Annotated in this window: 19 protein-coding genes and 1 pseudogene; 7 read left to right on the plus strand and 13 right to left on the minus strand. The window is 44.6% G+C overall.

Annotated elements, in window-relative coordinates; translation table 11 throughout:
* Positions 1-101 precede the first annotated feature (101 nt).
* Positions 102-1,877 carry an ATP-binding protein gene (locus tag MHH56_RS23045; RefSeq protein ID WP_339204014.1) on the minus strand — a complete coding sequence of 592 codons (1,776 nt, stop codon included), beginning with the start codon at positions 1,875-1,877 and terminating at the stop codon, positions 102-104.
* A 38-nt stretch (positions 1,878-1,915) separates the two neighbouring features.
* Positions 1,916-2,893, minus strand: coding sequence for a bile acid:sodium symporter family protein (locus MHH56_RS23050; protein WP_339204015.1), 978 nt, complete (start codon positions 2,891-2,893; stop codon positions 1,916-1,918).
* A gap of 115 nt (positions 2,894-3,008) precedes the next feature.
* On the opposite strand from MHH56_RS23050, the gene MHH56_RS23055 reads away from it, so the two are divergent.
* Complete coding sequence (locus tag MHH56_RS23055) at positions 3,009-4,151, plus strand: YfbR-like 5'-deoxynucleotidase (RefSeq protein ID WP_339204016.1); 1,143 nt, start codon at positions 3,009-3,011, stop codon at positions 4,149-4,151.
* 55 nt (positions 4,152-4,206) lie between these two features.
* Here the strand turns inward: MHH56_RS23055 and MHH56_RS23060 are convergent, their stop codons facing one another.
* From MHH56_RS23060 to MHH56_RS23110, 11 genes are all read right to left on the minus strand, one after another.
* Positions 4,207-5,823: a glycoside hydrolase family 3 protein gene (locus MHH56_RS23060; RefSeq protein ID WP_339204017.1), complete on the minus strand. Its 1,617-nt coding sequence runs from the start codon at positions 5,821-5,823 to the stop codon at positions 4,207-4,209.
* Between the two features lie 31 nt (positions 5,824-5,854).
* A complete protein-coding gene (locus MHH56_RS23065) occupies positions 5,855-7,495 on the minus strand; it encodes a response regulator (protein ID WP_076270203.1) in 1,641 nt (546 codons plus the stop codon).
* Positions 7,492-9,303, minus strand: a complete 1,812-nt coding sequence (locus MHH56_RS23070; protein ID WP_339204018.1) for a sensor histidine kinase — start codon at positions 9,301-9,303, stop codon at positions 7,492-7,494. The genes MHH56_RS23065 and MHH56_RS23070 overlap by 4 nt, the downstream gene beginning before the upstream one ends.
* A gap of 19 nt (positions 9,304-9,322) precedes the next feature.
* Positions 9,323-10,168 carry a carbohydrate ABC transporter permease gene (locus MHH56_RS23075; RefSeq protein ID WP_076270205.1) on the minus strand — a complete coding sequence of 282 codons (846 nt, stop codon included), beginning with the start codon at positions 10,166-10,168 and terminating at the stop codon, positions 9,323-9,325.
* A complete protein-coding gene (locus tag MHH56_RS23080; RefSeq protein WP_076270206.1) occupies positions 10,168-11,049 on the minus strand; it encodes a sugar ABC transporter permease in 882 nt (293 codons plus the stop codon). Before MHH56_RS23080 ends, MHH56_RS23075 begins: the two co-directional genes overlap by 1 nt.
* Positions 11,050-11,143: 94 nt before the next feature.
* Positions 11,144-12,514 carry an extracellular solute-binding protein gene (locus MHH56_RS23085; protein ID WP_339204019.1) on the minus strand — a complete coding sequence of 457 codons (1,371 nt, stop codon included), beginning with the start codon at positions 12,512-12,514 and terminating at the stop codon, positions 11,144-11,146.
* Between the two features lie 193 nt (positions 12,515-12,707).
* A complete protein-coding gene (locus tag MHH56_RS23090) occupies positions 12,708-12,899 on the minus strand; it encodes a hypothetical protein (protein WP_339204020.1) in 192 nt (63 codons plus the stop codon).
* Positions 12,900-12,908: 9 nt separating this feature from the next.
* A complete protein-coding gene (locus MHH56_RS23095; RefSeq protein ID WP_339204021.1) occupies positions 12,909-15,809 on the minus strand; it encodes a DEAD/DEAH box helicase in 2,901 nt (966 codons plus the stop codon).
* Positions 15,806-17,416 carry a hypothetical protein gene (locus MHH56_RS23100; RefSeq protein WP_339204022.1) on the minus strand — a complete coding sequence of 537 codons (1,611 nt, stop codon included), beginning with the start codon at positions 17,414-17,416 and terminating at the stop codon, positions 15,806-15,808. Before MHH56_RS23100 ends, MHH56_RS23095 begins: the two co-directional genes overlap by 4 nt.
* 169 nt (positions 17,417-17,585) lie before the next feature.
* Complete coding sequence (locus MHH56_RS23105; RefSeq protein ID WP_339204023.1) at positions 17,586-19,340, minus strand: GHKL domain-containing protein; 1,755 nt, start codon at positions 19,338-19,340, stop codon at positions 17,586-17,588.
* 125 nt (positions 19,341-19,465) lie between these two features.
* Positions 19,466-20,140: a hypothetical protein gene (locus MHH56_RS23110; RefSeq protein ID WP_339204024.1), complete on the minus strand. Its 675-nt coding sequence runs from the start codon at positions 20,138-20,140 to the stop codon at positions 19,466-19,468.
* 242 nt (positions 20,141-20,382) lie between these two features.
* Here MHH56_RS23110 and MHH56_RS23115 point away from each other — a divergent pair.
* The 6 genes and pseudogenes from MHH56_RS23115 to ptsP form a co-directional block, all read left to right on the plus strand.
* A pseudogene (locus MHH56_RS23115) lies at positions 20,383-21,930 on the plus strand (catalase); the annotation flags it as partial.
* A 264-nt stretch (positions 21,931-22,194) separates the two neighbouring features.
* Positions 22,195-22,755, plus strand: coding sequence for a PRD domain-containing protein (locus tag MHH56_RS23120; RefSeq protein ID WP_076270213.1), 561 nt, complete (start codon positions 22,195-22,197; stop codon positions 22,753-22,755).
* Between the two features lie 12 nt (positions 22,756-22,767).
* A complete protein-coding gene (locus MHH56_RS23125) occupies positions 22,768-23,268 on the plus strand; it encodes a PTS glucose transporter subunit IIA (RefSeq protein ID WP_339204025.1) in 501 nt (166 codons plus the stop codon).
* A 43-nt stretch (positions 23,269-23,311) separates the two neighbouring features.
* A complete protein-coding gene (nagE, locus tag MHH56_RS23130; RefSeq protein WP_339204026.1) occupies positions 23,312-24,763 on the plus strand; it encodes an N-acetylglucosamine-specific PTS transporter subunit IIBC in 1,452 nt (483 codons plus the stop codon).
* Between the two features lie 24 nt (positions 24,764-24,787).
* A complete protein-coding gene (locus MHH56_RS23135; protein ID WP_339204027.1) occupies positions 24,788-25,066 on the plus strand; it encodes an HPr family phosphocarrier protein in 279 nt (92 codons plus the stop codon).
* 3 nt (positions 25,067-25,069) lie between these two features.
* Positions 25,070-26,800, plus strand: a complete 1,731-nt coding sequence (ptsP, locus tag MHH56_RS23140) for a phosphoenolpyruvate--protein phosphotransferase (RefSeq protein ID WP_339204028.1) — start codon at positions 25,070-25,072, stop codon at positions 26,798-26,800.
* Positions 26,801-26,802 lie beyond the last annotated feature (2 nt).

The following is a 26,802-nucleotide window of genomic DNA, read 5'->3' on the forward strand; positions in this document are numbered from 1 at the left end:
CAACCTGGCGAATGGCGGCGCCAAAGACGCCGCATCCGCATATTTAGAACGTTTAGCTTTAGTTTATCACGGATTCATGAAGAATAGGTAAATCTTTTTTTCTATTGCAGTACAGGCAGCTCGATCGTGAATGTAGATCCTACACCAACGTCACTTGTTACAGTAATTGTACCTTTATGAAGCTCAACGAGATGCTTAACGATCGATAATCCAAGCCCCGTACCGCCTGAGCTGCGCGAACGTGCTTTGTCTACGCGATAAAACCGTTCAAATATACGCGGCAGATCCTTTTTCGGAATACCGATGCCGGAATCGCTAATTTGAATGCGAATATGATCATCGCCCAAACCTTCAACCTTTAAGGATACTCTGCCCCCTTCAGGCGTATAGTTAATCCCGTTCGATAACAAATTCATAATGATTTGACGCAAACGATCCTCATCGGCTTCAACATAAAGACCCGGCTCGATGTTCATGCTGAGCTCAATTCTTTTGCGTACCGCTTCTGATTCCATCAGCTTAATCGATTTGTGAACGAACGTATCCACTTCTACAGGCGAGAACACAAGCGGCACTCGCCGTGACTCGATTTTGGACAGCTCCAATATATCTCCGATCAATCGGTTAAGCCGATCTGACTCATCAAATATAATTTGCAAGAAAGAACGTGCTGTTTCCTCATCGTTAACCGCGCCGCCAAGCAGCGTCTCAGCAAAACCTTTTACTGCAGTAATCGGCGTTTTCAGCTCATGGGAGACGTTTGCGACAAATTCACTGCGCATCCTCTCCAATCTGCGAATAGCGGAAACGTCCTGCAATACGAGCAGCACTCCAGAGAAATCATTCCCCTCCGGATGAATCGGCACCAGATTAAGCTCCAGCAGCCTCTCCTCTGGAAAATAAAACGTAATTTCCTCACGCAGATGCTGTTTGCTTTTAAGACCCTCTTGAATCATTTGCGACAGCTCGTATTGCTGCTTCGCTTCTGCATAATGACGGCCAACGAGCTCACGAGCGGAGAAGCCGAGCACTTCCTCTGCACGTCTGTTCATCAATACGATTTTTCCATTTAGGTCAATCATGACGATTCCATTAATCATATTATCAAGAACACTCTCAAGCTGATTCTCATTTTGTTGGATACGCGTCATTTGAACTTGCAAGCTGTCTGCCATAGCATTAATAGCATTTCCAAGCTCACCAATTTCATCTTGCTTCATCACTTTTACTCTTGCCAAATAATCCATATTTTTGATGCGTTTAGCAACCTTCGTAATTTGCTCCAGCGGTTTTGTCAGACCAAGTGCCAGGCGGTAGCTAATAAAAGCTGCAATAAGGAAAAGTACAAGCAAGCCTAAGAACAGCATCATCGTCAATTGACGTATGCTTTCATCAACTTCCTTCAAACTCATCGCAAGGCGAATCACATCAGGCGCTTGACCCGGCACCACCGTTACAGGAATAGCAACATACATCATATTTTGTCTAACCGTTTCACTAGCCCGAATCGATCTTCCTGTTCCTGTAGCCAATGCTTCCTTAATTTCGGTACGGTTTAGATGATTGTCCATATCCCGAGGATCTCCATTTGAATCACCTAACACGACACCGTCATTGCGAATAAAGGTTACTCGAGCACCCGCATAACGCTGGAGCTCCTTTGCCTCATTTGTATAATAGTCATATAAGGAGGAAATTTCACCTGATTTCCAATTCATTTTTGCCGAGATGATCTGCATCTCACGAACCATATTGTCTTCAAGCGCTTTGATATGGTTTTCTTTGAACGTTTTGACCATAAATAATCCTGCTGCACTGACCGATAATGCGATCATCGCAATCATGATGAGCGTCAGCCTAGTGCGGAAGCTGTTCATTAACATTCACTCCTTATGTTTAATCATGCACACATCGTTTATGGTACATGCGTCGCAGTACTTTCGCTACCCTTGTGATTATTAAGTTTTTGTAAAACATAATGGTACACTGTTGCTAAAGGCTGCTGAATAAGAATCGACAACACAACAGGCACAACAGCTATTGGACTGAAATAACCGAGCGCCAGCACAATGCCAAGAGAAATGTTGCGCATTCCTGTTGCATAGGAAACGGTCACCTGCTGCTCGTGTTTGCGAAGCGGCGCCGTTCCAATGTAGCCGAAGGCGTAACAAGCACTAACCAGCAGCACAACAATCGGAACGAGCAGCAGCATATCCTGCTTCAGCTCTCCTAAATGAGGCGCAATAGCCGATGCATTTAACGCGACAACACCGACGAAACAAAGCTTGGAAAGCGGTGCTGTAAAGGGCTGCACGATACTTTGAATACGTCCTCGACTCATTTGATTAAGGGCGACGCCAATGATCGTAGGAAGTACAATAATAACGAGTAAATCAACAATAATAGGTCCTGCCTTCACTTCAACAGCGGAGTCAAAAAACAGATGGATACCCGCCGGCACTACCAGTGGACTAAGCGCTGAATCGAGCACAACCATGGCTAGCATAAGCGGAACGCTGCCTCCTGACATGCCAACCCATAGCACGGTAGACACTCCGATTGGTATAAGCGTAAACAAAACGAGGCCCACCACATAGGGCGAATCTGCACCAAATGCGAGTGCCCCAAGTCCATAGGCTACCAGCGGAGATACGACATGAGCAATCAAAAAGGTAAGCCCCATAATGCCCGGCCGCTTCAATACCTCTCGCAATTGTCCTAATCCGCAGCCAATAGCCATCGTTAGCGTGACATAGGCAAATAAGTAAGGAACCATTTCAATTAAAGGCTGAAGCTGTGTTGCAAATAGAAAGCCAAGTATCAACGATCCTGGAATAATGATGAACATCCATCTCTCAAATTGCTGGTTAAAAGCTAAACCCCATTCACGCATGATCTTTCCCTCATTTACCTCTTCTAGTCGATTTTGTACATAAGCTATATAATAACATAGACACTCCGCACATGAACGGAAACTCTTGAACTTCGACAAAAAAGGAGCCCGATTTATGAAAAACGGTAAATTCACCAATACAATTATTCGGATGCAATATGTACCAAGATGGAGCGAATATGCTCCACGATTTGAGGATAACGCCTCCGCTCATAGCTTTAGATGCGCTGCATTGTCTATTTTGATTGGTATTATTGAAGAAAAAATATTCAAGCAGCCGTTAGATAAGCTGAAGCTTGTAGGAAGATGCTTATGGGGTGATCTCAAAAACACGGGCACCGGCTCCATTAAACATGTCACCAAAAAAGAATCGCTCGTTATGAATCATATCCGAGACTTCGAGATGGAACTTAGCAAGGAGATTGTCTCGTACCTATCCAAGTCTCTACAGGCAAAAGCTTTCGATTTTATCGTCCATGCACAAGATGATTCACCTATTGGACGATTAGTTGATGCCATCGATACGCTGGATGCCTATTTGTATTGCCACAGAGAATCCCGGTATGACACGAATCCTTTCTTTCATGCCAAATATAAGGAGCTCGAACAAGTGCTGCGAAGCACAGAGCTTCCATCCATACACTGGCTGCTCGATGAATACGATAAACATGATGGCTTTTATGAATTTATCCAATACATTATGAATCTCGATACCGTAAAAAGATGGAACGGCAGCTATAATCTCGTTCCTGACAATGATGCGACACATTCCTTCCGAGTCGCTTCACTTGCTTTGTTTAATGGGCTGCTTGAAATCGAGCGCTTCGGCAATAAAAATATCGATCTCTTTAAGCTGCTCGCCAAAGCTGCCCTTCATGATTTGCCTGAAGCTTTATCCGGCGATGTCGTATCAAATTTCAAGCACAATAATCCAGACATCAAACACGCTTTCGAGCAATACGAGAAAGAAACCGCTCAGTTCATGATTAATAAGCTTCCATCGTTTTTTCATGAAGATATGACCGAATTCATAGTACACAGCAAGTCAGCAGATGCAAATGGCGAGCTCGTTGATATTTCCGACAAGCTGGACGCCTTAATCAAAGCAAGCCTTGAGATGCGAAATAACCCTCATTACGCTGATACTTATTATAACCAGCTGGTGAAGGTTCAGCATCGCTATGAGAATGACTGTGTTGTTTTTTTCCTGGCTTATATTTTGCATGATTTAACCTATTCCAATTTAATTGGACAATAAATGTTCCATACAAAATGGCCGCGAGATATATCTCGCGGCCCAGCTTTGGTTTATATTAGCTATGAATAGCAGCACTCCAGCCGAATGGGTACGCAGCCGAAATTTCTAACGGCAGCTTGCCTTGCGGCTTAAGATCACCTAACAATACTCTCGCAGCAGCAGCTAGCGCGAGTGGACGACACTCATACACTGCCATGTACGTTTTTACTTCCGGGTATAGCAATAGATCAAGCGGGTTCCGAACCGACACAGCTATCGTACGCTCCGGTGCCAATTTTACGACCTCGCGTGCAATATCGCGCTCTACGGGATGCTTGGAAGCGTCGTAAGTGACAACGACGATTTGTGAGAATGTTTCCAAATCAGCGAGTGGATGATCATCATCCATTTGACGCTCGACGATATTAGCTCCATACTCTCCAAGAAAGTGACCTAATGAGCCGTCACCTGAAAGCATTTCGTCAGCCACCGAAACAGGGACAATTTTGGGCCACAATACGAGCGTGCTTTTCTCGCGGCTTAATGGCAGCAATGGCCCATCGTCTTTTACTAATGTAACTGAAGCCTCGCTCCATTTAATTGCAACAGCTCGATTTACTTCCGTACCAATTTCCCACTCCACTTGTGACCACGGCAGCAATGGCTCCTCAAGCACAAGCTTCTCCTTAAGTGTCATGATCCGATTAAGCGCCTCGTTAATACGAGCTTCTGCAAGCTCACCGTTCTCAACAGCACGCACAACGGCTTCAAGGGCAGCCCATTGTTTATCAAATGTATGGCTGATCAGCACCATATCGGCTCCCGCTTGCAGCGCTTTAATAGCGCCCTGCTCTGGACCATAGGTTTTATCAATCGCATCCATCTCTAAACAATCTGTCACAACAATCCCGTCATAACCAAGCTCTTTGCGCAGTAAACCCGTGATGACAGGCTCAGACAAAGTCGATGGCACGCCTGATGGATCAAGCGCCGGCAAGCAAACATGTGCTGTCATAATGCAATCCGTGCCTGCTTCAATTGCAGCCAGGAACGGCTTCAACTCAATCGCGTCTAACCGATCACGCCCATGCAGCAATATCGGCAGCGCATGATGGGAATCCACCGCCGTATCGCCATGCCCTGGAAAATGTTTAACAGTCGCTGCAACTCGTGCAGCTTGATAGCCTGCTACTGCGGCTGCTCCGAGTTCCGCAACGACATCAGAGCGGTCGCTATACGAACGTACATTAATAACAGGATTATCCGGATTATTATTAACATCAATACAAGGCGCATAATTCATCGTAACACCCAATTGACGAAGCTCTTCACCACATACAAATGCTGTCTCTCTAGCGCTCTCCTTATCGCCGGTTGCACCAAGTGCCATGTTGCCCGGCATAAGTGTTACACCGTCAACTAGTCTTGCAACCATGCCGCCTTCTTGATCAATCGCTACGAATAGAGGCGGATTGCCAGCTTTTCTTGCGATGCTTTGAAGCTCGCCGCTAAGCTTGTGCACCTGCTTAGCATCCTTCACATTGCGGGAAAAATAGATCGTTCCGCCAATGCCGCTCGTTTCAATTAACTGCTTAATTTGCGCCGTTGGCTCAAAGCCATGAAAGCCAAATACAAATAATTGTCCAACCTTCTTCTTCAAGCTCCAGTTATCCCACTCACGCGTTGTCGTCAATGCTTCCCCATCCCTTCACTTATCAACCCTATTACGACGGCTCATTCAAAGCCTCGTTATGTTGTCCACCCTCTTGCCGTCTCGTACGATAATCGGTAGGATTCTCACCTGTATATTTCATAAATACTTTTGTAAAATATCGCCGCTCCGCATAACCGACTTCCTTCGCGATTTGTGCAACGCTCTTGAGTGATTCCCCAAGCATTGCCTTCGCGCGCTCCATCCGTTGCCGCGTTACATATTCGATAAACGTTTCGCCAAAAGTCTGCTTGAACAATAAACTAAAATAAGAGGTGCTTAAACCGACATGAGTTGCCGTTTCTTCAACACTTAGATCGCGATAAAGATTGCGGTCCAAAAAGGCTTTCGCTTCAGCCATTGAACGTTCCGATTGCTTTTTCTTATCCATAGATTTCTCCGAAACCGTATTCGTAACTTGACGAATAACTGATAATAAATCCTTAATGCCAAAGCGGCGATCCAATCTGCGCCAAAGCATATCCTCTTGCTCGCGAGTAAATACGCCCATTTCTTTCATCTCACGCATAAGATGCAGGACAAAGAAATGAAGCAGCGGCTTCACACGATTTAATGAAGGCTCATTCATTCGCTGCAAGAGCAGCGTAATACTTTGAAGCTCGCTGTCTACGCTTATCGTATCCCCGCGTTTAACCGCTCCAATTAATTTCTCCGCGGTATCCCAAAACGCTTGATCTGCTTGTGATGATTTTTGCTGAGCGGATGGATAAATAGCGATAATGTCATGGACAGGCGTAAGCTGCATCCCTTGCTGTACAAGCTTATAGGCTTGGGATAAGTCAGCAACCGCTGCAAACTTATGATAAATACCTGCAAATAAATTCAGCTTTACATGGCTCTTAATCGCAGACAATAACATGTCTGCCCAGTTTTTAATGAAGGCAATATCAAATTCAGCTGTTTTCTCCGTTTCAATGAGCACACACCACTCACCATCTCGAATTTGAATGACCGCATGATGCAGCCCATTTTGCTGCAGCTTCTCACGCAGTACATTACATACAGCAAAATTCCACAGCTTTCTTTCCTTATCGGACCAGTCACGCCAATCCTTCGTCTTCTCCGAGCTTACATCAAGATCAAGCACAATTAAGACGAACTGCTGCCGCTTGAGCTGCTGTTCATCTCCGGTCAAGAGCCAATTATCTGCAGTAACATCGGTATAATCCATAATAATATCGTACAAAATTTTCTCGCTAGCGAGATCGATCATCCGGCCGAGCTTCTGCTTCTCTTCCTGCTGCAGCTTCTGCTTACTGCGCTGAGTAGACATTACTCTAGCAATAACACCAGTCAATTCATCATAAGGTATCGGCTTTAACACATAATCATTGACGCCAAATTGAATTGCTGTTCGCGTATAAGCGAAATCCTGATATCCCGACAGCATAATAATATCGCAAGCCATTGCTTTATCACGGATATGCCGAACAAGCTCCAAACCATCCATAACCGGCATGCGAATATCGCACAGCAATAAGTCAAAGTGTTGCTGCTCCATAAGCTCTAACGCTTCAACACCATTTTTAGCTGTACCGCCAACAGTAAGCCCTAGCATTTCCCAGGGAATAACTTTTTCTAAATTTCTCGTAATATGTGCCTCATCGTCAACTAGGAGTACTTTACCCGTCATAGCTGATCACCTCTGCTCTTCGGAATTACACAGCGAATAACGGTCCCGCTGCCTTCTTGACTACAAATCCACAAACCGAACGCAGGACCATAATGTATGCGCAAGCGATCTGCAACATTTCGTAATCCAAGTCCTCTTCTCTCACCCATTTGCGCAGCATCGGTCTGCTTGCTTTCAGAGTCTGACTCTGCTGACAGCTTAGTCAGCACTCTGGAGCTCATGCCTAATCCGTTGTCACGAACCATAATGACGATCTGATGAGGCTCAGCAGTTACATCAATTGATATCCTGCCTTGTCCGTCTTCATAACCATCAAACCCATGCTGAATGCTATTTTCTACGAGCGGTTGAAGCGAAAGCTTTAGTATGGAGAAATCAAGTGCTTCTGCCGGGACATTCAATTCGTATGAGAAAAGCTCCTCGAAGCGGTATTTCTGTATTTCCAAATAACTGCGGACATGCTCAATTTCTTGGCTGATCCTTATTTCTTCGGATTGATGCATGCTTGTGCGAAGCAAATTGCTTAATCTGCGCACCATCAACATAATTTTCGCGCCTTCATTTTGTGCTGCAAGAGCATTAATCGATTCGAGCGTATTAAATAGGAAATGCGGTTTAATCTGTGCCTGCATAAGCATCATTTCCGCATGCTGCTTACGTGCCTGCTCTCTGCGCACTTCACTAAGCAAATTGCCGATTCGCTCAACCATACTATTGAAGCTGTTGGCCAGTAGAACGGTTTCATCCTTACCTTGAGCTGTTACTCGAATATCAAGCAACCCCTGCTCAACCAATCTCATTTTACGAACAACTTTAATGATCGTTTTCGCTACTCGGTTAACAAAAAAGACGTTGAACAATACCGCCGATAGCAAACCAAGGACCGTAATCATCCCAATCCACTGAACAAACCGAACATTTTCGTTAGTAAGTGAATCCCAAGGCTTTATGGACACAAGGATCCAACCATTGCGATCCAATTGATAGGAAGAAACAAGACTGTCTATACCTTCAAACTTTTCTCGCGAGCTGTTGTAGTTATTCGTGTGCTGCGGCAATGAATCGGTCTGTTCGTTTATATTATGACCATCCATCTTTTTTTTGCTGTCTAGCATAATAAGGCCTGCTTTATTGACAATGAGGTATCTTGTTTCGGCTGCATTGGATTGCGGGTTTTGAAAGGTTTTGAGCATGCTCGATATTTCTTCCGTTTTGTACTGCGTAATCATTACGCCCAAATCATTAAATGACTCAATATCCTTAACAACACGAATTTGTGTAAATAGAGGCGGTTCAACACCTGTCAGCTCACGCTGTTCATAAGGTCCAATCCAAAGCGGACGTCCGCCAAGATTCATAACATCCTTATAGACGGAATGCTGCTTGAGCATATCAAAGGAAATAGGCTTGAACGTCGTCGGATCGTTGCGGTAAGAGCGGAACATCGTCCCATCCTTCGCATACAGCACAACAAAGCTGACAGCAGGGTGTTGGAACAAAATCCGTTTCATTTCTTTCTCTGCTTGGTTAATTTGAATGAGCGTGCCGGCATCATTGGAATTATACGAGCTGTATTTCAGTGTTTCCTGCACCTCTGTGCTCGTTAAATTACCATCGGATAGCTGATCAAGCTCTCGAAAGAAATAATGAATATTGCCTCCTACAGCCCTGAGCGAAATTTCGGTTTGCTCGCTATACTTTTTCTCCAGCAGCGTCTCAGAATTAATAAATGAGAATATGCCGAGGCCAATCATCGGAATGACGATTAGAAATATGAATGCAAGCATCAATTTCGGTCTCAAGTTCATCTAGGAGGCTCCTTCTTTCTTATCCCTTCACACTGCCTGCAGTCATACCTTCAATGATTTGACGCTGCAAGAACACATACACAACCAGGACCGGAATAATGCTTATGATTACCGCAGCAGACAGCGATGCAAAGTTTGTGCGGTAGCCATCATTAAAGGTTGCCATACCCGTTGGCAGTGTTTTGAGTGATTCAGATGTTATAAATAGTTGGGACAAAATATATTCGTTCCAGTTGCCAATGAAATTCAAAATAAATACAGTAACTAGTGCCGGCATCGAAATCGGAATAATAATTCTAAAGAACAGGCCGCTTGCGCCTAGCCCGTCCATAATGCCAGCTTCCTCAAGCTCATTTGGAATCGAAAGCATAAATGCATAAATAATAAACACGGTTATCGGCAAAGCATATGTGGTGTATACCAAAATTAATGACCAATGCGTATCATATAATGGCTGTCCAAACAAATGGATCTTTTGAATTAAACGGTACAACGGGATAAACAATGCACCTGCTGGGACGATTAAGCCAAGTAAAATGAAATTATAAACAGCTTTATTCATCTTCGTGTATTTCATCCGCGCAATCGCAAATGAAGTCATCGCTGCAAATAGGAGCGTCAATACACAAGCTGCAACGGTTACAATTGTACTATTCAGCGCATATTTACCAATATTAGCCGTTTCCCAAGCAGCGATATAGTTATCAAAGTTAAAGCTAGTTGGCAAAGACCATGTATTTACTGTTATTTCACGGTTTGTTTTGAATGATGACATGAATAACCATAACAGAGGGAAGAGCACTACTGCAACATACCCCATTAAAAATGTATGCATCCACCATTGTGTGCCTCGGGAACGTTCCATTAGTACTGCACCTCCTCGCTTTTTGTGATGCGCTGTAAAATACCCGTAAGAATCAAAATAATAATGAACATCGCAACACCGATCGCGCTGCCATATCCAAGTTCAAGAGAGCGGAAGCCAACTTTAAGCATATAAGTCGCCATAACTTCTGTGGATTGGAAAGGACCGCCGTTCGTCATGATTTGTACGATATCAAGCACCTTCATCGTTCCCGAAACAGAAAGAAGCAGCATTACAAATAGGATTGGTCTTACAAGCGGCAATGTGATCATCCATGTTTCTTGCCAGCCGGTTACGCCATCCAGCTTAGAAGCTTCGATAATTTCTTTCGGAATGTTTAGAATTGCTGCCAAACAAAGTACTATGAAGAAGCCGATATTTTGCCATGCATTCGCGATAAGAATCGAGAGCATTGCAAGCTTGGGATCCGACAACCATTCGCGCGCCCAGCTTTCTGGTGCAACAAGACGAATTAATTGATTGATCATTCCTGAATCATAGTTGTACAAAACGCCGAACAAAATGGCTACAGTAGCCGTCGATATAACAACCGGCACAAACACGGCCGATTTGTAAAAGTCACGCATCCGTCTAACTTTACTAATAATGATCGAAATCAAGAAGACGAGCGGAATGTTCACGATTAGGGAAAACGCCATGAAATAAAAGTTGTTTAAAAGTGCTTTTCTAAAAATTTCATCCTGCCACAATCTCGTAAAGTTATCAAATCCGATAAACACCTTCTCAGTAATGCCATCCCAACGAAAGAAACCGTAAAAAAAAGATACGATAACGGGATAAACAAAAAACAAAGCATATAAAGCAAGCGTCGGAATAATGAACGCCACGTAAGTAATCGGATTTTTGAGCGCTCTGTTCATAATGTCCTCCTTTTGTCCTAGCGTTAAAAGAGGGTGCCCTCCAGGAAGGAAGCACACCCTCTTGCATAGCAGGATCGAATGTAATGTGTTGCGATTACTTAGCTGCGTTCGCTTTATCTTGTGATGCTTGAATTTTTGCAGCTACTTTTTCTGGTGTGCTTACTTTACCAATAAGCTCTTGAATACCAACGTTAATGTCAGCGCCTACTGCTGGTTGAACGATTGCATCATAAGCTTTCCATGAGCTGGAAGCGTTAGCCATAACCGTCAAGATTTCAGTTGTAAGCGGATCAACACCAGATAGATCGCTTAGTTTCAAAGAAGGAAGCAATTTGTCTTCTACCAAAGTACGTTTTTGAACCTCTTCAGAATAGAAGTTAGCGATAAATTTCTTAACTGCTGCAATTTGATCTTCAGTTAGCGTAGCAGAGAAACCAAAGCCGTTTGAGTATGATGCATTGATTGATGTTTGGTCGCCAGCGCCGCCTTCGATTGAAGGGAACGCGAAGTAACCGATTTGACCTTTAAGGTCGCCTGCTTCGTCGCCTGAGAAGCGGTTAGCATCCCAAGTTCCTGTGAATACCATTGCTGCTTTACCGGAAAGCAATTGCGCGCCTTGATCTGCGTATGCAAGACCTAGAGCACCTTTAGTGAAGAAATCTTTGTTAACAAGCTCAGCATAAGAAGCTAGACCTTTAACGAAGTTAGGATCAGTCCATTTTGCAGTACCAGCAACAACATCGCTGAATGCTTGGATACCAACGTTACGCTCCATAACTGTGTTCCAAAGCATACCGTTTACCCAGCCGTCTTTAGCAGCCAAACCAAGTGGTGTGTAGCCAGCTGTTTTGATTTTTTCGGAGATTTCAACCAATTGCGTCCAAGTTGTAGGAATTTCCAAGCCTAGCTCAGAGAAAATTTTCTTGTTGTAGAAAATCGCTTCGCTATAGCCGCCGAAAGGAAGGCCATATACTTTGCCATCTACAGTGAACTCGTCCAAGCTTGCAAATTTGTCTGTCAGACCAAGTTCTGCAATGATTGGTGTCAAGTCAAGCATGCGGTTAGCTTTTACATAAAGGTTAAGGTCTGCTCCACCGAATACTTCAAAAATATCAGGAGGGTTGCCAGCAGCCATTTCAGCTTTCAGCTTTTGATCGCGGTTAACGATCTCGTCGATACCTTCAAGCTTGAAAGTAAGACCTTTATTTTCGTCTTGTGTTTTTGCAACAACATCTTCAAGAATTTTCAAACGAGTTTTGCTTGTTTCTTTAATTTGAGTGTGGCGAAGGGACAATGTTACGTCCTTTGCTGGTGCATCGGTTGCTGGAGCATCCGTTGCTGCATTCGTTGGAGCATTTGTTGCAGCGCCTTCATTTCCTTTACCAGCATTGTTACCGCCGCACGCCGATGCGACAATCATAAGGGAAAGCAGCGTAGTGGCAATTAGTGTAGATCTCTTTTTCATTGGGAAGACCTCCTCGTTTATGGTGTTGCTTGTTTGCCTCGCACATTTATTATAGTCCTGCAGAACCAATTCAAAGGAGGTCAAAAAAACGACGAGTTAGGGAGACAATTCTCTCATTTTTCAAAAGAGGGATAAAATCTTATAGCCCGTCGGGTTACTTTTCCCGACGGGCTATGTAAATTAATCTTACGTTTTAGTAACGCATATCCTTCGTTATCCCTCTAACAACCTCATAAAATCGCTGCCACTCTGGAATAGAACCTTGTATATGGTTATTTTCCACTATAATATTGTTTTCATTATGTGATATTTTATCTTCACTATTCGTTTTTTGACCTTCAAGCTGCAATTTTTCTTGCTTTGCACGTAAACTGCCATCCGACAATTATATCCCTCATCCCTTTAGCCAGCCTTTTCGCAGTGCAAAAAGCTCCCTAAGATCCTCAGTAGACATTTCCGTAATCCACTGCTCCGATTGACCGACCACTTGATCGTTAAGCGACTGCTTTCGTTCAATCATCTCGTCGATCTTCTCTTCAAGCGTTCCGAGTGTAATAAACTTATGCACTTGAACCTTCTTCGTCTGGCCGATTCGGAATGCCCGGTCGGTCGCTTGGTTCTCAACGGCAGGATTCCACCACCGGTCAAAATGGAAAACATGGTTTGCAGCGGTCAGATTAAGACCCGTTCCCCCTGCTTTTAGTGAAAGGACAAATGCAGAGCACGGCTCCTCCGCATTTTGAAACTGCTCAATCATTTGATCCCGCTTCACCTTAGGCACGCCGCCATGCAAATAAGGAACCGGCAAACCTATTCGTTCCTCAAGCAGCTGCTTCAGTTGGTGCCCCATATCGATATATTGGGTAAAGATAAGGCAGCGTTCACCTTCGGCAGCTATTTCCTCGCACATTTCAAGCAGCCTTGCTACTTTATTCGAACGTTCTATTTCCCATAAAGCAGCGCTATCCTCATGATTAAGCAGGGAAGGATGATCACATAATTGTTTCAGCTTGGTTAAAGCTGCAAGAATGAGGCCTCTGCGCTGCATTGGACCTAGTTTATCCAAATTCTCAAGGAGGTCTGCGACTAAATTTTCATACATCGCGCCTTGTTCAGCTGTCAACGTCATATACAGCTTCGTTTCATTTTTATCCGGCAAAGACAGCTGAATCGAAGGGTCCTTCTTAATTCTTCGCAGCATGAATGGTTTAACCCAGCTTTGAAGGCCAGCAATAAGCTTCTCATCTCGTGTTTTCTCTATCGGTGTAACGATCTCCTTGCGGAACTCGGTCATATTGCCAAGATAACCTGGATTTATAAAATCATAGATCGACCAGAGCTCTGTCAATCGATTTTCCATCGGCGTTCCTGTCAGTGCCAGGCGATGATTCGAAGGGAGCCTCCTTATTGCTGTAGATTGTTTTGTATATACGTTTTTAATATTTTGCGCTTCGTCGAGGCAAAGAGCATCCCAATCCACTAAACACAAATCATCTTCATCCAGCTGTGCCAAGGAGTAAGAAGTTATGACCAAATCTGCCCCTGAAACGGAATCGCGGAATGATTCGCCTTTCTCCCGTTTGTTGCCGTAATGCAGCATGACATTAAGCGAAGGCGCAAAACGCTCGAGCTCCTTCTCCCAGTTGCCTATTACTGAAGTTGGGCAAATAAGCAGCGAAGGCCCTCCCATTTGAAGTTTCTTCTCCTTAATATAGACAAGGTAAGCCATAAATTGAATCGTTTTTCCGAGTCCCATATCATCTGCAAGCACACCGCCAAGCCCGAATTTCCTAAGAAAAAGCAGCCACGATACGCCTTCATGCTGGTATGGTCGAAGCTCTCCCAAAAACGTCGCTGGAATTTCCGCCTGCGGTATTTCCTTAATTTGCTGCAGCTGCGTGAGCCATGCCGTTAAATGGTCATTCAGCTCAACTTCCGTGTCCATAGACGAATCAAGCTCACCGCTGTCATCGAGCGGGATGCCACCTCTTAAATGCATTTCCAGCACATCACGGAAAGATAGTCCTTTTCGCTTACCCATCCGCTTCAGCCACTGTTTAATTTGCGTCACATCCTGTGGGTCCAAATGAACCCATTCGCCGCCGACATTGAAGAGACGACGGTTTTGCTCTGCCAACTGTAGAAATTCGGCTTCGGTCAAATTCACATCACCAAGAGCCAGCTTCCAATCAAATTGTACGATTTGATCAAGTCCAAACATGGGCTGAGCCGCTGAGCCAACTGAAGATTTCATCTTCGCCTTCAAACGAAGCTTGCGATTGCGAACCGCTTCCCACCAGCTAGGCAATAAGACCGGACAACCTGCCTCCAGCAGTTGAACGCTTGCATGCTCAAGAAACTTCCATGCTTCATTATCCGATAAGGTGTATCTTAGCTTGCCGTCGTTTTCCACTTCTGTTAGATCAGGAAGAGCATTCATCCATTTCTGCTGCTCCTTAGCCAGCTTGCCATCTAGAAGCGGAAGCCATTCTTGCGGAATGATTTGTCCATCATCCGTATCCGCTTCCCAGCCATCCTCACTGATATTCTGGCGAATAGGCAGCCACGGTCCACCATCACGATTTTGCAGAGCGGGTCGAAGCCTCCAAATGGAAGACTCCTGCGGCTCCACTAGCTGAAGCGCAATTCGGAATGGGAGGACATCTTTCATAAGCCCAATGGCAATGAGCCAATCTTCCTCATCAACTGCTTTTCTCCTCAGCACCGCTTCTCCAGAAGCATTGCCTATTTCCCTCCAAGCCTGTGCAGCCTGTTCGTTTTCTTCAATCATTTGCTCAATTGCTCCGCTAATCCACTGTTCAATTCCTTTATCGCCGTTCTGATTAGCAGCTGCTACAATAGCACTCCATTGCTGGTTGCGCTCGGTATCCTGCTCAGGAATAGCCATTCTCCAGCTTCGCTTCTCTTCCGTCCAACGCTCCCAATCAGGCATATACCAACCATTAAGAAGCGCAATTCTTATTAACTCTGCCATTTGCATCAAGACCGTCAAACGCTCCGTCCACTCTACTTGAAGCAGGCGAACATGCTGAGGCGAGGATAAATAATCAATGGCAAGGAGCGGCGGAACCTTCAGCATCTTACGCTCACCAACACTGACTTCCTCTACATCCGCTCCATACCAAGATGCCTTGTGCCATGCGAACAATAAGGATCGCAGCTTGCCATCCGCGGAATCCTTGCGATCGACAGCGCTTAACCAAATGGACGTACCCTCTTCTTCGTTCCAAAATCCGTCTATCGTCAACTTGCGCGCGCCAATGTAAGTTCTCATGTAACTATTTTCCCTTTCCACAGCTCTTCCTGAAATGCTCGCAATCGCTGATGCTTACTTACAAGTCCAGAAATATATTGATTCCATCTCACTTCATCTTTATCTGCTTTATATAACCGCTCCAGCTTCTTAAGCTGCTTAACCGCAATACGGTAGCCTTGACGGTTCCGTGATTGGATGGACGATTCAACCAATTGATGATACATGGGCATTAGCGCGCGAGGCGCAAGCTTAGCAATTTCTCGAAGCGCATGAGCGCCGACATCCTCAGGGCTTGATCCAATCAGCATTTGCAAATCAGCCCATTCATCATAACGCTTCTGGTCGAGCCAATGGTCAGATAATTCTGAATAAGAATGGGGCAGCAATTGCTTCATATAATCGGTCCATATCGGCATTTCAGGCCGGTCAAGATCTGCTCTTCGGCATAATGTAACGAACGGTCCCACCGAACGGCCATTTTTCGATTTATTGATTCGCTCGAACAAGAAGCTCATCCACTGCTCTACAAGCTCCCATTTCCCTTCTTCCATCCGCTGTGCGGCGCAAGGATACATCACTTTCTGAGAACGCTCAAAGCTTGTTAATGCAAAATGAGCAATTGCCTTCTCATCCTGTTTGTCAAAAAAATACATGATGCCAATCGCAGTATGCAAAAATGCCTTATTGACGTCTTCGACATCTTCATTCATCGACAGCTCAACCATTGACGCTAACTCACGTTCAAACCAGCTGCGGCTCTCTGAAAGCTTCTCGCATAAAACTAAATAGATATACTCCCAGTCAAAAAGCTGCTTTTCGGTACTCGATGCCCATACTTTCACTCGAGCGATTAATGCATCCGCCCAAGCTTCTTCCCGCAGCTCCATTGCTTCGGGAGTTAGCTCGGATACCAATGTATATAAATGCTCCACCCAAGGCTCTGCCATCCGGATGAACGACATTTCATGATAATATCTGCTGAACGAGTCCACCGTATTAATCGCTCGCTCTGCTTGCTCCAGCACAAAGATGATGGCTGTTGACCAATGCAAACGCTGCATCCTTTTTTCCCAATCCTTAGCAAGCCCCTTTAATGAGGACAATAATGGTTGAAGGGCATGGAGAGAGTGCCGGCATTTCCGCCAAACGTCGCCATGTGTCGCTTCCATCCATTCCAGCCATTCCTCAGCTGAAGCTTGTTCACCGGGCTCGCGAGGCAAAGCAGGCGCTGCTTCGGGCGGCGGTGCTGCAGCCTGTGTATTTTTGAGCAGCGCACTCGCGGAAGACAACCCCAGCAAGCGAAAATAAGATCGCTCCGCCAGTGTATGTCCCCCTTCCTGCTGACTGCAATATTGAAAGTAAACAGCAGCCATATGCTTGCAAAATCCTGTATAGGGACAAGTACATGAGCTATAACGCAGCTGACCAGCATCAAGGATGACCGCATAAAGATCCGATCCTTGCACGACCCCATAAAGATGATCATGGCTCCCCTCATTCGCGCTGTTCACTTTACCTTCCATGTAATAATGCCAGCCCCGCTTCATAATCGTTGTCTCAACATGGACGTTCAGTTGTTGCTCAATTAGCGCGTGCAGCTTTTCATTGAGGTGCATCATAGACATTCACCCGCTTCCTTTCCGTTCACTTGCATTCTTACTATTATACCAAGCCAATAAGGCTGGTGCCATCATTTGACGTTAAAAGCTGGATTACAATTGCAAATGAAATAAGCTACAGCATAAAAAAAGCCTTGCCGGCGAAGATCTCCGCTCGGCAAGGCACAAAACAATATTATAATGGCATCTTCACAGTAAACGTTAATTTCCCAGCCGGCTCTGCAGCCACATAAACATCACCTTTATATTGCTTCGCAATCGTTTTTACAATCGATAAGCCTAAGCCTTGATGATCCTGCTGCTTAGTGGAATAACCCGCTTCAAATATAGGATTCGAAATGGCAAACTCCGCATCGTCACAATTATTTGTTACCGTAAACTCCAGCATAACCGCCGTTTGTTTGCCGATAAGTGTAACATGGCGTCGATCCTCCGAGTATTTCAATACCTCATCAAAAGCATTATCGATCAAATTGCCAAGCATACGATTGACATCAAGCGTTCTAACGCCCATTTCCTGCATATTCAATCCGGTAAAGGAGCAGCTGAATTGAATTTTGTTGCTTTCCGCTTGTGAAATTTTGGAACGAACCAAAGCTGCTATGGCCGGATTGCCAATATTGATAATATCGTTCATTAATCGAATATCACCGGTCAGCTCCTTCGTATAAGCAACGAGCTCATGCGATTTGTTAAGCTCTGCGAGAGAGTGAATGGTCTGGACATGATTCAAGAAATCATGCCTCTGCGCTCGAATAGACTGGAACATTTGATTAATCTCTTCCACATAGGTTTCCTGCGTGACGCGAACAACCTTATCGCGAGAATGCCTATAATATCTCATCGCAAATACAGCTATCAACAAACTGAAAAAGGTAACAATTAAAATGATAATGCCTAAATTCAGAAACTGAGAGTCCAGCTTATCCTGAATGACGTGATAATCAGAGGTCATCATTAGCACATAGCTATTCATAGGCTGACCGTCACGATCCGTAATATTAATACCATGCTCATTAACAAATACCGGAATATACATTTTGAAAATCTCTTTGCCGCCGATATTCTCTCTTAAGGTGACCGTCTTCTTAGAAAAGTAAGCTTTGCGGACTAAATTCGTATCCTGCTTTGATTTAATATTATACGTGCCGTAAAAGATCGGTTCCTGCACTTTATGGCCTTGAACCTCGCCTTGCGGATTAATCGTATTTTTCCCATCAGGAAATGTCTCCGGATTAATAAAAGCAATTTCAAGCAATGAATCGCTGCTTTGAATTGAATTTTCAATCATGCGGTGAACACCTGTCGCATTCTCATACTTTTGTTGTCGCTCATAATCTACATAAGGATCAATAATATAGTTTGTAGCTCCGTCGTAGTAGTAACCCCATTTGTTAAGCTTATCAACATTTGTTGCAGATACCTCATAAGGTCCGCTCCAGAAGTTCGGAAGGGATTGTCCAAGCCAGTTTACCGATGCATTTTTGTTTTCGAATAGCTGGTTGAACACCTCGTACCATGGCTTCCATTCTTTTGTACTAATATTGGTTTGCTTAGCATTGGATGATTTGTATAAAACAATGTCATCAGGCAATTTTTTGAGAAGGGTAATGTGGCTTAGGTCCAGCTTATCGCGCAGCTCCATGAGCTGCTCCGTCGTTACTTTCTCAATATCGGGATCAAGCGCATATTGAATTGCAATCGAGGCGGCACGAAGTTCACGGCCAATCTGGTTTTGAAACTGTTCCGAGCCTTCGCGGGATTGCTCGAGCGAAATCTCCAGCCGCTTGGCATGTGTTAGAAGCTCTTCATTAAAGGAATCTTCCAGCGTTTTTTTTGTGAGAAAATAATAAGCCGTATTATTTAATAAAACTAAAACGACGATAATACTAATCGCCACAAGCCAAATGTTGCGTTGCATCTCAAGCATCTTGCCCTTCTATTTATTATAGCTTCCATTATGGATCATCCTAAACTAAACGACAATATGACAATCACTAACAAATGATTACAAATACATGAATATCAACCAAAGCGCTAGTATTTCGTTCTAGGTTAAACCGTCCATTTTTTGAAAAACAATCGAACGGCCCACTTGCGCTCCTGCCGCTTTTTGTAACGAGGAAGCATACGATAAATACGAAGTCCTTCTTCAATGGCATTTTTAGCTTCAGCCGTATTGCCTAATTTCTTATATATCGTAGTAAGTTGATCATATGCCTCGCAAGATGAGGAATTTATCGATTGAAAGGATTGGATATGCTTAAGCGCTTGCTCTGTTTGGCCATTCGAGAAATGAGCCGCTAGATTCAAGTATGGTGCACCGTATTTGACGCGTGGATTAAGCTCTAGCCCCCGAAGTATGCTTGCTACCCCATTTTCCTCATCACCGGTATATAAATAACTAGTCCCTAAGTCATCCCAAAATTCAGCTGATTCATCAAGCATTGGCTGCAGCGGGACAAGCCATGTCAAAGCCTCTTTATACTTCTTTCTCTCAATTAAAAGACGAGCCAACTCATGCTTGGAGGACACATCATTTGGCGACCGATCAATTTGCTGTTTCAATTTTTTTATTCTTGATATTCTTTTTAGTGGTTTAAATATGCTTGGCATTAACCCGACAAACCGACGATCAAGCACATACAGCAGGAGAAGCATGACAAGAATGGCTATAAACGGATTGCCAAACAACCAAAATAAAAATATTAAAAGACTAAATTTTAACATATGGTCCTCCTGCACGCTTTGTAATTAAACATTCAATTCGTAAGCAAATCCATCATTTATTGTACAAATATGGTTCTATCATACCATAATCTTCACATTTTTCGAGCAAAAATAGCATTTCATTACTATATCTAATGTATGAATAATAAAAACTTGTATGACTTAAACTACACGCTAGAAATATCAATTGCATTAAATTGGAGGATGAGAACATCATGGCGACGAATGAGACACCAGATTCGACATTAACTGATCGGCAAGGTCACCCTATCTCAGACAATCAAAATATTCGTACCGTTGGCAATCGTGGTCCGTCGACACTGGAGAACTATCATTTCATAGAGAAAATATCTCATTTTGACAGAGAACGTATTCCAGAACGTGTTGTGCACGGCCGCGGCGCAGGTGCGCACGGTTATTTCGAGGCTTACGGCAAGCTTGGCGAAGAGCCCATTGCAAAATATACGAGAGCCAAGCTATTTCAAGAGCCGGGCAAGCGTACGCCCGTATTCGTTCGTTTTTCCAGCGTTATTCACGGAGGCCATTCACCAGAAACGCTGCGCGATCCGCGCGGGTTCGCTACCAAGTTTTATACTGAAGATGGCAACTGGGATCTTGTCGGCAACAATCTGAAAATATTTTTCATACGGGATGCGATGAAATTTCCTGACATGGTTCATGCATTCAAGCCCGACCCAGTCACCAATGTACAAAGTATGGAACGTTTTTTTGATTTTGTATCTCAATCGCCGGAAGCTACCCATATGATTACCTTTTTGTTCTCGCCTTGGGGAATACCCGCAAACTATAGGCAAATGCAGGGCTCCGGCGTCAATACATACAAATGGATTAATGCCGCAGGCGAAGGCGTACTCGTCAAATACCATTGGGAGCCGCTTCAAGGCATTCGCAACCTAAAACAAAGCGAAGCAGAGCAAATTCAAGGGAAAAATTTCAATCACGGAACCCAAGATTTATATGAAGCCATCGAACGTGGTGAATATCCAGCTTGGGAATTACAAGTGCAGTGGATGAGCGATGACGAGCATGAAGAGCTTGACTTTGACCCGCTGGACGACACAAAGCTTTGGGACCCTGAATTATTCCCGATGCTGCCTGTTGGGAAGATGGTCTTAAACAAAAACCCGGAAAACTACTTTGCAGAAGTCGAGCAAGCGGCCTTTGGCACAGGCGTACTCGTTGATGGTCTAGATTTCTCTGACGATAAGATGCTGCAGGGCCGGACGTTTTCCTATTCCGATACTCAGCGCCACCGCGTCGGCTCCAACTACCTTCAATTGCCGATCAACGCACCGAAGAAACGTGTCGCCACCAATCAGCGTGACGGGCAAATGGCTTTCTATATCGACATTGCACCCGGCCAAAATCCGCATGTCAATTATGAGCCTTCTACAATGGGCGGATTAACGGAAGCTCCAAAGCCGGGTGAGCCTCATGAGCCCTCCTATTCCGCAAAACTTGTAAAACAGCCTATCGATCGCCAAAACAATTTCAAACAAGCTGGGGAGACCTATCGTAAATTCGAGGACTGGGAGAAGGATGAGCTCATCGAAAATTTGGTAGATGCACTCAGCACATGCAGCACAGTTATTCGTGATCAAATGATTCAGCATTTTACAGAAGCAGATCCCGAATATGGCAAACGTGTGAAGGAAGGGCTACAGACAAACGATAAGCTCGGCAACAGCACAAAACACGTTGGAACCACGCCTGCAAACGAAGGAATGGAGCTTTCTGAGGAGCTCGGTCACTCCACTGACGGTTATTGAAAATGATGAAAGTGATATTTTTCAAGTGAATACCCTCTTGACGAAAGCGTTTTACATTCTTATGATGTTAATATTCAAATGAATGGTGTTCAACATCATTTTATCGATTAAAACGATCAATCATATGAAATTGGCGTGTTACTCACTAAAAGAGGCATGAGCCAAGAACAGATTACCTTCTAATTTCCTTTTAGAACGGTTTTCTTTTCTTGGCTCTTTTTTTTGCCAGATGGGCACCTTAATGACAAAGGAGGGATTTCAAGTATGGCTCGCGCCTTTCGGGTTGAACGCGCAATCGGCAACAATGTGTTATTAACAATTGATGTGCAAACGGAGAAAGAATACGTCATTTTTGGCAAAGGATTAGGGTTCAGTCTTAAAGCCGGACAAATCATTGATCGAACTGATAACCGCATAGAAAAACGATTTCGTTTGGATGATTCCGAACAAATGAAGAAATATCACACGTATCTTGAAGAAATCGACCCAACCATCATTGATATGACAGAGCGAATTGCCGATTACATCAAACAGAAAACGGGTGTCGAAGTAAACCCGAAACTATATTTCACACTGCCGAGCCACATCCAATTTGCTGTTTATCGGCTTCACAATGGCATGGATATTGTAAATCCCTTTCTGAACGAGACGAAACAGAGCTTTCCTTTAGAGTTCGAAATTGCCGCCAAATTGGCTGAGTGGATTAGTGAGCAATTCCACGTTGGCATCCCGGAAGAAGAGATAGGGTTTTTGTCGTTTCATGTTTATTCTGGAATTCACAATGTACCGGTAGGGCAACTTATTAAACAAGCAGACCAACACTAGGAGGATATTATTATGCTATCTAAACTTTTTGGAAAGTCAAAACAAAAAACAATTGAAGTATCAGCCCCCTTGTCAGGAAAGGTCGTACCGTTAACCGCTGTTCCTGATGAAGCTTTCGCAGGCAAACATATGGGTGACGGACTTGCGATTGAGCCGTCTGAAGGGACTATCGTCGCACCTTTCGATGGTACTGTATCTCATCTTATTCATACCAATCATGCCATTATTATTGAGCATGCATCAGGCCTGCAGCTTCTCATTCACATCGGTATCAATACTGTAGCACTAAATGGCGATGGTTTTGAGGCTCATGTAGCTTCCGGTGACACCTTTCAAGCCGGTGATGCACTTATAACATTTGATCGCGCCAAAATCGAAGCCGCAGGTTATCCATCCATCACACCTATCGTTGTCGCAAACGAGGATGATGTGAAGCAATTGGAACACTTGCTTACCAGCGGTTCTGTTACAGCTGGCAAGGAGCTTCTGCTTAAGGCAACTATGAACGGCTAAAGAAGCACCCCTACACTTGGATAAGAAAAGAGGACGAATAACTATGCTAGCCTTCCTACAAAAAATAGGTAAAGCATTAATGCTTCCAGTCGCCGCTCTTCCAGCGGCTTCCATCCTGCTTCGTTTCGGTAATATTGACTATGTGAAAGACTTTCACATGGGCAGCGCAGGAGAGTTTATTAATCAATACATCGCACCGTTTCTTGCTGCTGGCGGCGCCGCAATTTTCGATAACTTACCGCTCATATTTGCCGTCGGTGTTGCCATCGGACTTGCTGGTGATGCAGTTGCCGCACTGGCTGCCGTTATCGCGTACCAAGTGCTTGTAACCGTTCAAATTAAAGTGCCGCTCGTCTTTACCAACATTGTTGGAAAAGATGTTGAACTCAACATGGGCGTCCTTGGCGGTATTATTGCTGGTTTGATATCAGCGTACTTATATAAAAGATTCCATACGATCAAGCTGCCCGACTGGCTTGGCTTCTTCAGCGGCAAACGATTTGTCCCTATCATAACCTCGCTCGTTATGGTTATCGTTGCTCTCTTACTCGGTCTTGTTTGGGGTCCTATTCAAATGGCGCTGGATACTTTTGGCCGCTGGGTCGTTGGTTTTGGCGGAATCGGCTCCTTCGTTTTTCTTACAGCAAACCGACTGCTTATTCCTACCGGCTTGCATCATGTTATTAATTCCATCGCTTGGTTCCAAATCGGTGACTATACAGATGCAACAGGCAAAGTAGTACACGGTGACTTGTATCGCTTTTTCGCTGGAGACAAAACAGCGGGCATGTTTATGACTGGCTTCTTCCCGATTATGATGTTTGCACTGCCAGCAGGCGCGCTTGCAATTATCCACACAGCTCGCAAAGAGAAGCGCAAACTCGTTGCTTCCATATTTATTGGTACGGCATTCGCTTCATTCCTGACAGGGATCACAGAACCGCTTGAATTTGCTTTTATGTTCGCAGCACCGTTTCTATTTGTCATTCATGCCATCTTAACGGGGTTATCCGGCTTCATCCTCTATCAGCTGGAGGTTAGGCATGGGTTTGGCTTCTCAGCAGGCTTTATCGATTATGCGATCAATTATCAGCTCGCGACGAATCCGCTGCTCATTATTCCGGTGGGTCTTGCCTTTGCCGTCGTGTATTATTTCTTATTTCGCTTTATCATCGTCAAATTCAATATTAAGACGCCAGGTCGTGAAGATGAGACGGCCGAGGACAAAGCCGATAACAAAGAAAAGACTGCAGCCGCATCTGGCAGTAAAGCAGAAAATGTGCTGCATGCGCTCGGCGGATCTTCAAATATCGTCGGTCTAGATGCTTGTATTACACGTCTTCGCTTAGTCGTGAAGGATGAATCGATTGTCAATGATACACAGCTCAAGGGCATGGGCGCAGCAGGCATTATCCGTTTAGGCAAAGGCGCAGTGCAAGTTATATTCGGCACGCAGTCCGAGCAGTTGAAAGACGAAATTAAAAAAATAATGTAACAACAAACCTATTAGGAGTGAAAAATGATGAAAAACAGCTTTGTTATACAAAATCCATTTGGCATACATGCAAGACCAGCACGCAAGATCGTTGAAGCAGCAAAGGCATTCACAGGAACAGTTACACTAGAGAAGGATGGCAAAAGCTTCAATGCCAAAAGTCTAGTTCATGTCATTTCCGTTGGGGCAAAACTTGGAGACAGCATTTCCGTTTCTGCTGAGGGTGAGCACGCTGAGGCTGTTGTAGCTGCTATTGGAGAGATTCTTGTCTCTATTGAGGCGCATGCAGAAAAGGGGCAATAAGAGATGATGCTTCAAGGAATTGCCGCATCTCCTGGATATGCGATCGGCGTAGCTAAAGTATTGTCTACAAAACCTATCCAGATCGAGAAGGTTCACTTGGAAGACAATCGATTGGACGATGAAATTAAACGTTTTGAAGCTGCAATTGCTTCAACTCATGAAGAGCTTGAAGCCATCCACGCCAAGCTGATTGCTCAGAACAAAGAGCATGAGGCAGAAATATTTGAAGCGCATCTGATGCTACTCGAGGATGAAGAGCTCATCGACCGCTCGAAAGAGATCGTGAGATCCGAACGGATCAATGTTGAATTCGCCTTTTTCAACACCTCTGAAGAGATTGCAGAAATGATTGGCGGGCTGGATGATCCCTACTTGAAGGAAAGAGCAGCCGATATTCGTGACGTAAGTCGGCGTGTATTAAACAAGCTGCAAGGCATTTCATCAACATCCTTGAATGATGAGTCAGGTTCTATCATTCTGTTTGCAGAAGATTTAACACCTTCGGATACGGCTCAGCTCGATCCAAGCAAAGTAATTGGCTTCGCAACGCAAGCAGGCGGGCGTACTTCCCACTCTGCCATTATTGCAAGGTCTATCGGCATTCCTGCCATTGTCGGAATCGGCAGCTCCATGGAGCAGGCAGTGAAAAACGGCCAAACCGTCATCATTGACGGGACAGATGGGCATATTTACGTGGACCCCGATAATGAAACGTTAACTCGATATTCACAATTGCAGAAGCAGCAGCTTGAGAGCAAGCAATTTTATCAAACCTTTATAAATCAGCCTTCCGTAAGCAGCGATGGCGTACAGGTTGAACTTGTAGCAAATATCGGCTTAGTTAAGGATGCCGAGCTTGCCGCTGCGGCAGGAGCTGAAGGCATCGGACTATTTCGAACCGAGTTTCTATATATGGACGCAGCTGGGCTGCCCTCCGAGGATACACAGTTTGAAGCTTATCGCAAAGCAGCAGAAGCGTTTGGAAACGATGCGCCTATCGTCATTCGAACGATAGATATTGGCGGAGACAAGGAAATTGCATACCTCAACCTGCCTAAAGAAGACAACCCTTTCCTTGGTTACCGTGCCATTCGTATCTGCTTGGATCGACCGGATATGTTCAAGACACAACTTCGGGCGATTTTGCGGGCCAGCGCATACGGCAACTTAAAAATTATGTTCCCTATGATTGCTACACTGGGTGAATGGCGCCAAGCTAAAGCTATGCTGGAAGAAACAAAGCAGGAACTGACCGAAGCAGGTATTCCCTTTAACTCTGGGATCGAAGCCGGCATCATGATCGAAATTCCAGCAGCGGCTCTGCTAGCGGATTTATTCGCCAAGGAAGTTGATTTCTTCAGTATCGGAACAAACGATTTAGTTCAGTACACATTTGCTGCAGATCGTATGAATCCTAAGCTTTCCTATCTAAACGATCCGCTTCATCCAGCTATTTTACAGCTCATTAATCGTGTTATTACAGCCGCTCATGCTCATGGCAAATGGGTGGGGATGTGCGGTGAAATGGCGGGCTCGAAGCATGCACTGCCGATCCTGCTCGGTCTAGGTTTAGACGAGTTTAGTATGAGCGCAAGTGCAATACTTCCTGCTCGCGCTTTGCTCGCAAATCTATCTCAGCAGGAAATGAAGCAGATAGCTCAGGCCGTTCTGGCACTAAGCTCAGCTGAAGAGGTTAAAGGCTATGTGGAGCAGCATGTTTCTGGATTAACATAAAA

This window comes from Paenibacillus sp. FSL K6-3182 (assembly GCF_037976325.1).
In the GTDB taxonomy this organism is placed as follows: Bacteria; Bacillota; Bacilli; order Paenibacillales; family Paenibacillaceae; genus Pristimantibacillus.

Excerpts from the sequence above, each read along its gene's own strand:
- nagE (WP_339204026.1), top strand. The coding sequence starts at position 23,312 with ATGCTAGCCTTCCTACAAAAAATAGGTAAAGCATTAATGCTTCCAGTC.
- MHH56_RS23135 (WP_339204027.1), top strand. The coding sequence starts at position 24,788 with ATGATGAAAAACAGCTTTGTTATACAAAATCCATTTGGCATACATGCA.
- MHH56_RS23085 (WP_339204019.1), bottom strand. The coding sequence starts at position 12,514 with ATGAAAAAGAGATCTACACTAATTGCCACTACGCTGCTTTCCCTTATG.
- MHH56_RS23100 (WP_339204022.1), bottom strand. The coding sequence starts at position 17,416 with ATGTCTATGATGCACCTCAATGAAAAGCTGCACGCGCTAATTGAGCAA.
- MHH56_RS23065 (WP_076270203.1), bottom strand. The coding sequence starts at position 7,495 with ATGACGGGTAAAGTACTCCTAGTTGACGATGAGGCACATATTACGAGA.
- MHH56_RS23055 (WP_339204016.1), top strand. The coding sequence starts at position 3,009 with ATGAAAAACGGTAAATTCACCAATACAATTATTCGGATGCAATATGTA.
- ptsP (WP_339204028.1), top strand. The coding sequence starts at position 25,070 with ATGATGCTTCAAGGAATTGCCGCATCTCCTGGATATGCGATCGGCGTA.
- MHH56_RS23095 (WP_339204021.1), bottom strand. The coding sequence starts at position 15,809 with ATGAGAACTTACATTGGCGCGCGCAAGTTGACGATAGACGGATTTTGG.
- MHH56_RS23080 (WP_076270206.1), bottom strand. The coding sequence starts at position 11,049 with ATGAACAGAGCGCTCAAAAATCCGATTACTTACGTGGCGTTCATTATT.
- MHH56_RS23120 (WP_076270213.1), top strand. The coding sequence starts at position 22,195 with ATGGCTCGCGCCTTTCGGGTTGAACGCGCAATCGGCAACAATGTGTTA.
- MHH56_RS23110 (WP_339204024.1), bottom strand. The coding sequence starts at position 20,140 with ATGTTAAAATTTAGTCTTTTAATATTTTTATTTTGGTTGTTTGGCAAT.
- MHH56_RS23105 (WP_339204023.1), bottom strand. The coding sequence starts at position 19,340 with ATGCTTGAGATGCAACGCAACATTTGGCTTGTGGCGATTAGTATTATC.
- MHH56_RS23070 (WP_339204018.1), bottom strand. The coding sequence starts at position 9,303 with ATGAACTTGAGACCGAAATTGATGCTTGCATTCATATTTCTAATCGTC.
- MHH56_RS23050 (WP_339204015.1), bottom strand. The coding sequence starts at position 2,893 with ATGCGTGAATGGGGTTTAGCTTTTAACCAGCAATTTGAGAGATGGATG.
- MHH56_RS23125 (WP_339204025.1), top strand. The coding sequence starts at position 22,768 with ATGCTATCTAAACTTTTTGGAAAGTCAAAACAAAAAACAATTGAAGTA.
- MHH56_RS23075 (WP_076270205.1), bottom strand. The coding sequence starts at position 10,168 with ATGGAACGTTCCCGAGGCACACAATGGTGGATGCATACATTTTTAATG.
- MHH56_RS23045 (WP_339204014.1), bottom strand. The coding sequence starts at position 1,877 with ATGAACAGCTTCCGCACTAGGCTGACGCTCATCATGATTGCGATGATC.